This is a genomic window from Porphyromonas sp. (assembly GCF_030529325.1).
Classification (GTDB): domain Bacteria; phylum Bacteroidota; class Bacteroidia; order Bacteroidales; family Porphyromonadaceae; genus Porphyromonas_A.
In genome coordinates this window covers 1-11,791 of the sequence record NZ_JAUMXC010000056.1, presented here as the reverse complement: position 1 = coordinate 11,791, position 11,791 = coordinate 1, and the positions used below count along the sequence as shown (strand labels likewise).

Genomic DNA, 11,791 nt, shown 5'->3' with positions numbered 1-11,791 from the left:
AGTTGAGTTTGATTGTTCCCTATTTGGAACTTCCTGGCGATAATGCTCAGTAGATCGACTTTTGGGAAGAGATGTTTATTCTGAGGTTGTATCTTCTTGAACTCTGTTTTTTTAGTCAAGCTCTCCTTAAAAGCTTGATGCTCATGAGTTTCTAACTCCACCTAACCACTCATGAATCTCATATGAGCTAAGTCGGGAGGGGGAAATCAAGGGATAAGTCAGGAAATAGAAAAATGCATAATCTTCTGTTTATCAAAGAATTGTCGTTTTTTTTCTGCGTTGAAAGGGTCAGGCAAACGAGGGCAATTTTCGGCAGGAGTTCCGTGGACAAATCGACATCTCAAACATGCAATTCTTGCTCATAGGAACGAACCAACACCTCATTTCATTACCGCAAGTAAACGGATTTCAGCCTGCTCGTTTTCCTGCCTTTTCCCTGTATTTCTTGGATAATCCTCAGTCCTTTTACGGGTGATTTCTTCTCCTATTTTTACCATCAAATAACGAGGCAGGCGAGAGCGATAGCCCTTGTTTGCATTTAATCAGGAAGGCAACTTAAAACCAAACGAAGCAATGAAAATTATCATCGTAGAGGGCAAAGCGTGGGAACTGCTCCGCTCCTCCTTTGCCGACTTTATCCACCGCACGGAGCAGCTCATTGGCAATCCGCCCCAAACAGAAGCGTGGCTCGACAACGAAGCCGTTTGCCGTAGACTCAGCATCAGCAAGCGAACCTTGCAGACGCTCAGAGATACGGGCAAAATCCCCTTCTCAATGGTCGGGCATAAGTGCTACTACAAAGAAAGTGACATCACACAAGCATTGAACTCAAAAACTGAATGAACCCATTATGGCAGAGAATGAAATCATTACGAACGAAAATCCTCAAATACTGATGTTTACTCAGATGATGGAGGGTGTATTAGCCAAGCTCGAGCGTTATTGTGCCTCGGCTTACCCGATGTTGGGCAGAGAGGTCTTCCTCACCGGCGAGGAGGTCTGCAAGTTACTCAAGCTCAGCACAAGCACGCTCCAAGAGTACCGCAGCAACGGCACCTTAGCCTATTACAACGTCAGTTCGATGTAAGGAGGAGACGTAATACATTGATTATTATAATGTTTAGTTTTTTACGTGAGATTTTTCAGGTGCTTACATTGCTCTCAGATGTCTTTTTAATTGTGTCTGAGTCCCAAAGACTTAGATGTTGGCTCTTCTTTGCGATTATCCCATTGAAATAGGACATGCAAATAGACTGATTTACAAACATTTACTTATATCATAACATGTTTTCTCAAATCGAACTGGCGTTATTACAAGATAGGAGGCAAGGTTTTGTACAAGCAGAGCGACATCCAAGCGATGCTCGAAAGGCATTATAACCCCATTCTAACAGTAAGATTATAGAGGAGCAAGTCTGAATAGACTTAGGTCAGTTGGTCAGTTAGTCTATTTAGACCAAGTCCTTGAGGAACTCATACAACGACCTCAGATCTCAGTCTTGAAATTATACAGTAGGCACTGGACTAAAGAACTAAGAAACGGACTGAATGCTGAGCAATCAGCCACTGAAGCATACCTCTATCTTGCCCCAAAAGGGGAGTAAATCACTCCGAAGTCGTGATTAGGAAACAGAAAAATGAAGACCTATGAGTAACGAAAAACGAAAGAAAGGCGTCGCCAAGAGATATGGCGATTTCCCCGACAAGTGGGAAGACTGGCATATCCGTCTACCTGATGCGAAAGACCAACTGCGAATTATTGACCTTTACAGAAGGTCGGGCTGTCGCTCCAAGTCCGAATTTGCAAGAGCAAGGCTATTAGGAGAGAGTTTTAAGGTGATTACGGTGGATAAATCAGCTTGGAGTACTACCCCAAGCTATCCTCACTCACAGCTCAAGTACATAAGATAGGGGTAAACTACAATCAACTCGTTCGCATTCTACATACCACAGAACGATTGAAGACTTTCGAGACTATTTTGAAAGATATATACCGCCTAACAAAAGAACTCCTCGACTTGCAAAAGCAAGCCGTGGAATTGACAGTTGATTACCGAAAAAGAGAAGCCTGATTTCTTCCAAAGACTTTCTGCAAGATGCTCTCTGAGGACTCCACAATTCGGAAATCCACAGTTTGACCTCCAAAGGTGCTTATATCGCTAGGTGCAAAACGTACTATTGCCTGCTGTCTGTCAAGGGTATCTCTTTGAGAAGACACTTCAAGGAGTGTCCCCCAAATGCTTTCTTGAGAGCCGTAAAGCTCAATATTGAGATGTGTGTAATTGGTTGTCTCAACACGCTTTCCATCAAAACGGAGCTTTACTGAGACCTCCAAACTATCAGTCTCGCTTTGAGGAACTGTGTAAATAGTGGCACTTCCTGAGTAGACAGACTTATAAGGGAGGTAATAAGCGATAAGCGTAAGGATTACCAAGACAACACCAATGATGGTGATGCCATAACGAACCAACGAGGAGGGGATCTGTCCCACGATACTGCGCACTTTTTCGCTACGGAGTTCAAAGCTACGCTCTTGTTTCTGTCTTTCTTTCATATTAGTTACCAAGTTCTAGTTGATTCTTTACTAAGGCAAAGTATTTACCACGTTTGGCGGTCAGTTCTTCATGTGTCCCGACTTCTATAATCTTTCCTTCATCCAACACAACTATTTGGTCAGCATTTCGAACTGTGGAAAGACGATGTGCTACCACTACTACAGTTTTTCCTCTGTAGAACCCGGATAAATTTTCAGTAATGGCTCGCTCATTGTTCGCATCAAGGGCATTGGTGGCTTCGTCTAAGAAGATGAACATCGGGTTCTTATAAACGACTCTTGCTATCAAGATGCGTTGTCGTTGCCCTTGACTGATGCCTTGTCCGTCTTGTCCTATCATTGTATTATAGGCTAAAGGAAGAGCTTCAATGTAATCTGCAATATTTGCCACACGTGCAGCATGGCGAATCAGCTCTATGTCGGGTTCATCGTCCGAAATGGCGATATTTCTTGCAATGGTATCGGAGAATAGATAGCCCTCCTGCATTACCGCCCCGCACTGCCTACGCCACCAACCAAGATTGTAACTGTTCAGATTAGCATTGCCTATTTGAATATCTCCATTTAGAGGCTTATAGAAACCTAAAAGAAGTTTAATGAGAGTAGTCTTACCACTGCCACTTGCTCCCACAATGGCGGTTACCTTGCCGTTGGGGATGGTAAGGCTGATATTTGAGAGAATGTCTCTCTGACTATAGATATCGTACTTGAAAGAGAGGTCTTTAATATCAATAGAATGTCCTTGAGCGCTCTCGTGAGTATAGGAATTACGAGTTCGCTCTGCATTTTCTTCGTTGGTCTCGGTATGTATTTCATTCATACGGTCCAAGCTGATGCTCACGTCCTGCCACGAATAAATAAACTGGATGAGTTGTTCCACAGGGCTGTTGAGCTGTCCGATGATGTACTGTACTGCCAGCATCATACCAAGGGTCATATTGCCTTGTATGACAGAAGTTGCGGCAAGAACGGTAATCAAAATATTCTTCACTTCGTTGATAGTGATGCTCCCTGCCTGCTGTACTTGTTGCAGACTCAGGGATTGTAGATTGACCTTGAAAAGGTCGGCTTGTACATCTTCCCATTCCCAACGTTTGCGTTGTTCACAACCCTGTAACTTGATTTCCTGCATACCATCGATGAGCTGATAAGTCACATTTCTATTACGTCCAGCATGTTCGAAGTATTTATAATCTAACTCTCTACGTTTCTTCAGAAATAGAATAATCCAACCTGCGTAGAGTGATATTCCTAACAGAAAAACAAGGAAAATCCATAGATTATAAACTGCGAGTACGATACCAAAGACAAGAAAGGTGAAAAATGAAAAGAGCAAATTCAAACTGCTAGAGGTAAGGAATTGTTCCACACGTCTGTGGTCTTCAATGCGCTGTAAGAGATCGCCCATCAGTTTGGTGTCAAAAAACTTCATCGGCAACTTCATCAGCTTGATAAAGAAATCTGAGATAAGCGAGATATTGATACGTGTGGAAATGTGCAGCAGTATCTTGGAGCGAATGAAATCAATGACAGTACGACTGAAAAGGAGTATCATCTCTGCTAATAGCACTAACCACACAAAACCGATATCTTTTTCCCCGATGCCAGTATCTACGATGGCTTGAGTCAGGAACGGAAAAGTAAGCTGAAGTAAAGAACCAATAAGCAACCCCAATATTAACTGGGAGAAGAAGTGCCTATATTTTTTGAGATACCCCCAAAGAAACTGCATTCGGTTGGGAGATTGTAGGTTGTCAGGGTATTTCTGAGAATAAAACAGCTCCGTTGGTTCTAGGATAAGGGCAATCCCCTTTTCTTCGCCATAGGTTTTTGTGCTTATCCAATGCTCACAGAACTCTTCTTTTGTATAGATAAGAGGTCCTTTTCCTGGGTCTGCCACATAAACAGAATATTTCCTGTTCCGATGCTTCTTGATTTTGTAGACGACCACAAAATGATTTTGGTTCCAATGTACAATACAAGGCAATGGGACTTCCTTAGCCAAAGTGTCAAAACTCAATCTTCCTCCTATTGTTTTGAACCCAATTGATTCGGCAGCACTGCTGATACCAAGTAGTGAAACTCCGTCTCTCCCTAAAGAGCAAGAGTGGCGTATTTGATTTCGTGCCATATGCCCTTTATAATACTTGATGATCATAGCCAAACATGATGGGCCACAATCCATTGAATCTTTTTGCCTAATAAATTCCATACCAATAATCGTAAAATTTATTTTACTTCAGACGATTAATTTCATCTGTTGACTGAGAACCTTCATAGCGACTCTTCTGGGTATTAAAATTATAAGTTATCGTCAAAGATATCTTTCGACTGTCAAACTTTGTGCGATTGTAGATTTCAAGGTTATTCATTTTTAGCAGATACTCTTCCTTTGAAGAATTGAATATATCTGAAACATCAAGACTCATAGATAGCTTATTGTCACAAAGCTTCTTCATCACGCGGAACGAAATAGAATGAGATGGTTTTAACAATGCAGTATCATAGTATCCCCCAGATCTAAAGTTGTAATTCGTCCAAAGGAAAATGTCATAAGGAAACGTAAAGGTATTTTTCTGCGACACTGTGAATACACCTTTATTAAATATTTCACCACCAATTTTCACAAAAGGTTTTTCGTAACTGACATATAGGCTTGGTTGCCACCAAGCAATCTTTTTCTGGTATGAGGCATATAGCCGAAGCACGCTAGATTTATCTAGATTTTTGTGCTGAAACAGAACAATTGGTCTGTCCTTATATAGGGATATATTAGAGTAAATTAGGTCTTTAATAACGGAGTAAGCTCCACCCAGCATAAAGCCATCTTTTTGTAGATCCAAAGAAAGCGTATGATTAATCATAGGGGTGAGATAGGGATTCCCACTCTCAAACATATCTGCATTATTATATTGTACACCACTTCTCAATTGGTTGTAGGATGGACGAGAAATGGTGCTCCTATAACTGATTTGTGCACTCAACCAGCCTTGATATACAGCCGAAATATGAGGAAATAAGTGATGGTATTTCTTAGACTGTTCTTCTTGCAATACTCCGTTATTATAAAAATCAAACTTGTTAAATTCAGATCTCAGTCCTATTTGAGATGAAAAGCAACCAATGGTTTTAGCATAGGTAAAAAAGCCTGCCGTCGCGATATTTTTTAGATGGTTTTGTCCTCCACCAATAACTCCTAGAGAAGATGAGAATGATTGTTTATTGTCTGTTGATGATACTTCAGCGCCTACGTTTAATTCTCCATCCCAAAGATTTATCACATTGACAAGTCGTGCTGCATACAACCTTGAACCCATACAATAACTATTTATGATGCCCCCCGACGAGCTAAGTTGATTCACTTTCTCGTCATTGCTTGACTTCGTATCGTAGAGGTCTGCATCTAATTTAATGCTGTAATTGTCTGTAAAACGTCCCTGCCAATAGATATTTAGGTTGTGCGTTCTTCCAGTGTCCTTTTTATCCTTATCATATTCTTCTTTTTCCAAATTGGATTCAGTGTGAGATATTGTAAAAGACTTAGTGTTAATATCACCCTTGGATTTATGCGAAAAGATATGTTTGAATCCTATATTGTGATGCTCAGAAGGCAAATAGTTTACACCTACAGTGTAATGTTGAGTCCATCTTTTAGCCCTCATATCTGTATTACTCGATATGTTCTTATCCATGTCTCTTGGAAACTCAACTGAGTAAAACTGTTCCGATGAGATATCCGATTGTATATTATACACAGATCCAAACACATCGAAAGCTCTTCTTCTATACTGAAGAGAAAGATAGAAATCCGAAGAGATTTTATCCCCAGCACTTATTTTTCCATATATCGTGCCTCCTAACCCCGTATCAAGGGTTTTGTAAGTAGTAATTATCAATACACTGGAAACAGATGCATCATACATAGCCCCTGGATTGGTAATAACTTTTACGGACTTGATGTCAGAGGATTTCAGTTGTTTGACTTCCTGCATACTATTGACCTTTCTTCCATTGATATAAATGAGAGGAGTCCCTTTCCCTAGTACTGTAACATTTTCTGAGTTGCCCGACAATAGAGGAAGCTGCGTAAGAAGATCTATTCCATTACCAATGTGAGATAAAGGAGAGTTGTTTAACGAGATTGAAATACCATCACTTGTGATTGAGGTCATAGGTCTTCTTTTGCCAAGCACAACGACCTCATCGAGTATTTCATAGTTCTCCTTAAGTATCACCAAAAACTTGCGAGGAGACAAATCGTATATGGTGTGCGGTAAGAATCCCATACCCGACAAAGTGATAATATGGTTTTCAAGTGGAGTTATATTATTGGTCTCAATATAAAATATCCCCGATTCATTCGTGATGCCCCCTGTCACAAGAGTGCTATCTGCTTTACTTCTGACAGCAACACTTATGAATGAAAGTGCTTCTTGTTTATTATCTACTACCTTTATTTCAACCCTGTCTTGTGCAAATACAGATGTAGAAAAAAGGCAAAGCAATATTATTAATAAATTCTTTGCTACCATAATTTGCGTCATTTTACGTAAAAGGTTGGACACTTTGATTCAACCTTAACCATTGAACATTTTAGAGCTGTTATTAAACTGTTATTTTCTCGATACATAGAGCACACATCAAAATCTCCATTTTCATAAAGATTTCTATATCTGTACCATCCACATCCCCCTTGACATATTGGGAGTAAGTTGCATTTTGTGCATTTGGAATCAGTAAAAGAAGAGCATTCAGTCATATATCTGTAGAATAAGGTCTTGTTTATTAAATTCTTGTCATTTACATACCCTATTATTCTTTGCCGATTTGATACATCATTCCAACATTTATAGATCTCACCCTCTGCTCCTATGATATATGAGTTAATTGAATTTATGACACATCCTCTTTCTGTAACACATTTTGGATACAAATCCACATCTATGCCTTTTTCTCGCAAAGACAAATAAAAGTCAATTTGCTCTGAGTTTTTAATACATTCGCTGCATAATTGACGCCCGTCGTCAGTGTCTTCCCTAATAAATCCTGGATAAATATTAATATTCTTACCCATCCATTTATCATTGAGAGACTTATACAAAGAAATAAAGTCATCAGAGTTGTTTTTCTTAATATTTACTCTTATAGATATGCTGCATTCTGGCATCAATTCTAGGGCAAGATCTACGTTTTTTATAATTGAGTCAAATGTCCCCTTTCCACTGGGATATAAACACCTTGTTTTATTATGATTCTCCCTTATTCCGTCAAGAGTAATTTGCATCGATTTTATCCCCTTATCACGAAGAAATAATATTTTTTCCTTATTTAACAGGTATCCATTGGTAACTATACTTTGATTGAGAATTGGTATATCTATATTCTTTTCGAATAATTCGTAGAATCTTCTGATTTGGGAAAATCCTAATAAGGGTTCTCCTCCATACCAGGTTATATTGATTTTTCGAGCTTTATTATGCCCCTTGATAAATTGAATTATGTCCTCAATAACCTTATCGCTCATAAAAATCAGTTGTTTGTTTTTTTCAAAGCAATATGGACATGCAAAGTTGCAGCCATTGGTAGGAATCAATATGAGAGAGAGTATTTCATATGATGTAGACATTGCCTGATGCTTAAACTTCATTTCTAGATAGTAATCATCAGCCTCTTCCTCCTTTATTAAAATCTTCTTTGAAAGGAAAATCTCTTGCTCGTGTACATCAAGTGATGAAAAATCCTCTTTTTCCAATGCATCGTATGTAGATTGAGATATCTCCATAAACAAGCACATTTGTGTATTGAATAAAAAACACTTATCATTTTCCTTAAATAGGGTGGTGTATTTTGATTTTATATATGACATAAGAAACTCTATTTATGTTATGACAAAAGGGTGGCTCTGTTATGTGTTATTCAACTTCAGAGCCACCCTAAACTAACTACAAAACTTACATTAACCCTGTATACTTTAAAGGCAAACTAGAGCTTGTAGTATTTCACGTAGCTAAGTGTATTTAAGGCTGCACAGGCGTTTTTTCTTTCAAGATAGGATTTTCCGTCTTCTCATTTTTGTTGCATGATTCATTGCTTATGCAACATAATCCTGATCCATTCATAGATCCACCTTTAATGTCTTCTAGACTAATGCCTTCTGTCAGGTTTCTTTCTCTAATAATCTTAATGCTATTCATATCTTTAAATTTTAGAAATTTATTTTCGCAATAAAGTCTTTCTCATTGCGTTTTCTGATACCATGGCAAGTTACCCATGTTGCGGAGACTCTACCTTATGATCAGTAAGGGGAGCTTGTGCAATAAGTGGAGAACGCGTTCTCCTTTGCGAGTTGTATCATACTCTATATAATCTACGCGCATTGATTATCTTTACACTTGCGAAGTTCCGTATATGTTGCTCTCTCCACAATACCCGAAAGGGTAATTATGAAAATCACCCTGAACTTTCACCCTTTCGGGTAATTGAGGCTTTTCGACATCGAATCGTACATCAAAAGCCATGGAAACATTTCTGAGCATAAACTCAGTAAGTCCTTCTTTGGTTACCATCATCGGGATTGTTATAGAACCAATGTATTCCTTCCCTTGGGATAGAGGATGAACATCTATTCGTAAAGCTTTCATCACTCGAAGTAATTTTTCATCTGCTTCTGCCAGCAATACACCCTGGCTATACTGAAATATCGGACTGATAGCATATAGCATTAACAGCTTAAACAATTTCCCCGTATTCCCATATTCTTGCTTTATCGCAAAACGACCGACATGCCAGAGATGGTGATAAGAGTTTAACAACTCTTGAGGATTCACGATTCCATCACCAAAGATTTTGGTTAATGGAAGCATGTGAGGATTATTATTCCAGTTGGTAATGCGAATCGCTCCAACAACACATCCAAATTTATTTTTGGCAACAATGGTTGATGAATATTCAAAAAATGTATCTTCTTCCACTAGTACGGAGGAATAGTCTTTTGAAAAATTACGAATATCTGTTTTCTCGCTTTTATGATGCTTATAATTCTCGTTCACCACAAATCTTGCAACTTCAGGGAGCGAAGCTCTCTCTATTTGCCATAGGGTGATGTTTTCGTAACTCGTAATGAATCTATCCACAGTTTTTTTTTGTTTTTGATGAGGTAAAATTCGGAACGAATACAAGGTTTAACAATACCCAAAAGGGTAATTCTGAGAAGCTTTAATGAAAATGATACGATTTTCACCTTTTCGGGTAATGTTTTTACTTCTGAATAAGTATTTTTGCATTGTAACGATTCTATATTGATTGTCAAATGAGTACAATTCTTAACGAAAACAGCCGTCTGAAGTTACCGCAGGATCTTCGCCCTCAGATAGGAGACGAGCAATACCATGGTTTGCAACCCTATATTGACTCAGCAAGGGCACTTGCTCGAATTACCTACAAGTCCCTTTACATCATAGATTATTATAGGATGAATTTCTTGTATGTATCAGATAACCCTCTATTCCTCTGCGGAGAGAGCAAGGAAAAGGTACAGGAAGAAGGGTATAACTTTTATTATCAACATGTGCCTGAAGAAGATCTTGAGTTTCTTACACAAGTCAATAGAGCAGGATTTGAATTTTTCAGAGGAATTGCCGTCTCGGAGCGTTTTCAGTATACCATATCTTATAACTTCCGAATCTCTCAAAAAGGGTCTCACGAAAGAATCTTGATAAATCATCAGATAACTCCCCTAAAATTGGATCCAATGGGAAATATTTGGTTGGCTCTTTGCTTGGTATCATTAGCTCCTACTCAAGAAGTCGGTGTCGCTTATATGACTGCAGTTAATTCAAATACTATGTGGCAGTTCTCCTTAAAGAGTGGACATTGGAGACAGGTTGAGAATATTGTGCTGAGCGAATACGAAAAAGCCGTGATTCGACTCGCAAACCAAGGCTTATCCGTTGGAGAGATTGCCAATGAAATCAACCGTTCGGAAGATTCAGTGAAAGGCTATCGTAAAAATATATTCCAGAAACTCGGAGTGGGAAATATATCCGAAGCTATTGCTGTAGCGACACACCGCAAACTAATTTAGGTCATCGTACTCTGAGTAATAATAGAATTTAGGAAATACTTTCACAAACTCCCCGCGAACGATACGAATGAGAATTGAGGTGCATATTCCTCCAACCAACGAAGAAGCAATGGATAACTGAGGGGGAGGCAATAACATCTTCTCTTTCTCGTACGTTCGTACAACCTCTTCAATCCATATTTTAGGACGAACCCAATAATTGAAATAATCCGTAACATGTTGTACTGTGCGCTTCTCAAATCCCAAATAACTCTCTCCTTCAGAAAGTAAGCTTTCCAATAGAGTCCCATTTGGGGAAACAACCATAACAATACCTGCAAATCCAACATTGTAGGGGTGTAATACATAAATGCCCTGCTCTGCACACAAACGGTCAAAGACAAAGGGAATGTCGCTTTTGAAGTCAAGAGCATTAATCGCGACATCGTGTCCTACAACAATATCCCTCACGTTATCATGATTGATAAATGTGTTTATGGTCGATATTTGCGCTGTGGGGTTGATGCTGAGCAGTCGCTTCTTCAAAGCTTCTACTTTTGGCTGTCCCAAATCCTCTTCAGTATAGTTTTGTCTATTGAGATTACTTTCCTCTACCACATCTCCATCGACCAGTGTTATAGTTTCAAATCCAATTCGTAGTAAAGTCTCTGCAATATTACTCCCTATTCCGACACCTGCAAGTAAGACTCGAAAATCCTTGATTTTTACTTGTTCTTTATCTGAAATGTAGATTCGATTTCGTTCATATCGTTTCATTTGAATGCTATTTTAATTAAATATTTATATCGACAAAGTTCTTGCCTTATATTCAGGTATGCAATACCCGAAAGGGTAATTCTCTATGCGATTACTCTTTATTAAGAGTTTCTCGAAGAGAAACACGAAATGATATAATCTTTACTGCATCGAAAAATAGTACCTCCGTAATAACAAATTAAGTGTTCATTGAGGCATTGCAAAAAGAAGAAAGGAAAAGAAACTCGTTCGTTGACAAGTAAGTCATAACCCTTTCCCAATTTTTGAAAACCTATCCTTATGGTTTTCTGTCAGATATCTCTGTTTACATATCTTTTTCTCGGATATTGTGTACTTTTCTTAAATTGAGTTGATGTAATTATTATGTGACATAATAAAAAAACTTTGTCATTTTTTGT

Annotated in this window: 9 protein-coding genes and 2 pseudogenes; 4 read left to right on the top strand and 7 right to left on the bottom strand. The window is 38.7% G+C overall.

Translation table 11 applies throughout. The features are described 5' to 3' along the window. The first annotated feature begins 573 nt into the window (after window positions 1-573). The 3 genes and pseudogenes from Q4A14_RS07895 (at window position 574) to Q4A14_RS07885 (ending at window position 2,072) form a co-directional block, all read left to right on the top strand. Window positions 574-843, top strand: coding sequence for a helix-turn-helix domain-containing protein (locus tag Q4A14_RS07895; RefSeq protein ID WP_303171241.1), 270 nt, complete (start codon window positions 574-576; stop codon window positions 841-843). Window positions 844-850: 7 nt separating this feature from the next. Then, window positions 851-1,066 (top strand): annotated as a pseudogene (locus Q4A14_RS07890) (DNA-binding protein); the annotation flags it as partial. A gap of 581 nt (window positions 1,067-1,647) precedes the next feature. Then, window positions 1,648-2,072 (top strand): annotated as a pseudogene (locus Q4A14_RS07885) (hypothetical protein). On the opposite strand, the gene Q4A14_RS07880 reads toward Q4A14_RS07885, so the two are convergent. The 6 genes from Q4A14_RS07880 to Q4A14_RS07855 form a co-directional block, all read right to left on the bottom strand. Beyond that, on the bottom strand, window positions 2,051-2,554 hold the full coding sequence (locus tag Q4A14_RS07880) for a hypothetical protein (protein WP_303171239.1): 504 nt from the start codon (window positions 2,552-2,554) through the stop codon (window positions 2,051-2,053). The pseudogene Q4A14_RS07885 and the gene Q4A14_RS07880 sit on opposite strands and share 22 nt — an antisense overlap. Before the next feature lies 1 nt (window position 2,555). Next, window positions 2,556-4,766 (bottom strand): peptidase domain-containing ABC transporter, encoded by a 2,211-nt coding sequence (locus Q4A14_RS07875; protein WP_303171238.1) that lies wholly within the window; start codon window positions 4,764-4,766, stop codon window positions 2,556-2,558. 22 nt (window positions 4,767-4,788) lie between these two features. Next, window positions 4,789-7,086: an outer membrane beta-barrel protein gene (locus Q4A14_RS07870; RefSeq protein ID WP_303171237.1), complete on the bottom strand. Its 2,298-nt coding sequence runs from the start codon at window positions 7,084-7,086 to the stop codon at window positions 4,789-4,791. A gap of 8 nt (window positions 7,087-7,094) precedes the next feature. After that, window positions 7,095-8,336, bottom strand: a complete 1,242-nt coding sequence (locus Q4A14_RS07865) for a radical SAM protein (RefSeq protein ID WP_303171235.1) — start codon at window positions 8,334-8,336, stop codon at window positions 7,095-7,097. Between the two features lie 235 nt (window positions 8,337-8,571). Next, window positions 8,572-8,748 carry a hypothetical protein gene (locus Q4A14_RS07860; protein WP_303171233.1) on the bottom strand — a complete coding sequence of 59 codons (177 nt, stop codon included), beginning with the start codon at window positions 8,746-8,748 and terminating at the stop codon, window positions 8,572-8,574. A gap of 192 nt (window positions 8,749-8,940) precedes the next feature. Further along, window positions 8,941-9,687, bottom strand: a complete 747-nt coding sequence (locus Q4A14_RS07855) for a hypothetical protein (RefSeq protein WP_303171231.1) — start codon at window positions 9,685-9,687, stop codon at window positions 8,941-8,943. 176 nt (window positions 9,688-9,863) lie between these two features. Here Q4A14_RS07855 and Q4A14_RS07850 point away from each other — a divergent pair, with 176 nt between their 5' ends. Continuing rightward, window positions 9,864-10,637, top strand: a complete 774-nt coding sequence (locus Q4A14_RS07850) for a response regulator transcription factor (protein ID WP_303171230.1) — start codon at window positions 9,864-9,866, stop codon at window positions 10,635-10,637. Here Q4A14_RS07850 and Q4A14_RS07845 read toward each other — a convergent pair. After that, the gene (locus Q4A14_RS07845; RefSeq protein WP_303171228.1) at window positions 10,629-11,393 is read right to left on the bottom strand and encodes a ThiF family adenylyltransferase; all 765 of its coding nucleotides are present in this window, start codon (window positions 11,391-11,393) and stop codon (window positions 10,629-10,631) included. The two genes, Q4A14_RS07850 and Q4A14_RS07845, sit on opposite strands and share 9 nt — an antisense overlap. Window positions 11,394-11,791: the final 398 nt, after the last annotated feature.

Coding starts and splice junctions, on each gene's coding strand:
- Q4A14_RS07895 (WP_303171241.1), top strand. CDS start 574: ATGAAAATTATCATCGTAGAGGGCAAAGCGTGGGAACTGCTCCGCTCC.
- Q4A14_RS07880 (WP_303171239.1), bottom strand. CDS start 2,554: ATGAAAGAAAGACAGAAACAAGAGCGTAGCTTTGAACTCCGTAGCGAA.
- Q4A14_RS07875 (WP_303171238.1), bottom strand. CDS start 4,766: ATGGAATTTATTAGGCAAAAAGATTCAATGGATTGTGGCCCATCATGT.
- Q4A14_RS07870 (WP_303171237.1), bottom strand. CDS start 7,086: ATGGTAGCAAAGAATTTATTAATAATATTGCTTTGCCTTTTTTCTACA.
- Q4A14_RS07865 (WP_303171235.1), bottom strand. CDS start 8,336: ATGGAGATATCTCAATCTACATACGATGCATTGGAAAAAGAGGATTTT.
- Q4A14_RS07860 (WP_303171233.1), bottom strand. CDS start 8,748: ATGAATAGCATTAAGATTATTAGAGAAAGAAACCTGACAGAAGGCATT.
- Q4A14_RS07850 (WP_303171230.1), top strand. CDS start 9,864: ATGAGTACAATTCTTAACGAAAACAGCCGTCTGAAGTTACCGCAGGAT.
- Q4A14_RS07845 (WP_303171228.1), bottom strand. CDS start 11,393: ATGAAACGATATGAACGAAATCGAATCTACATTTCAGATAAAGAACAA.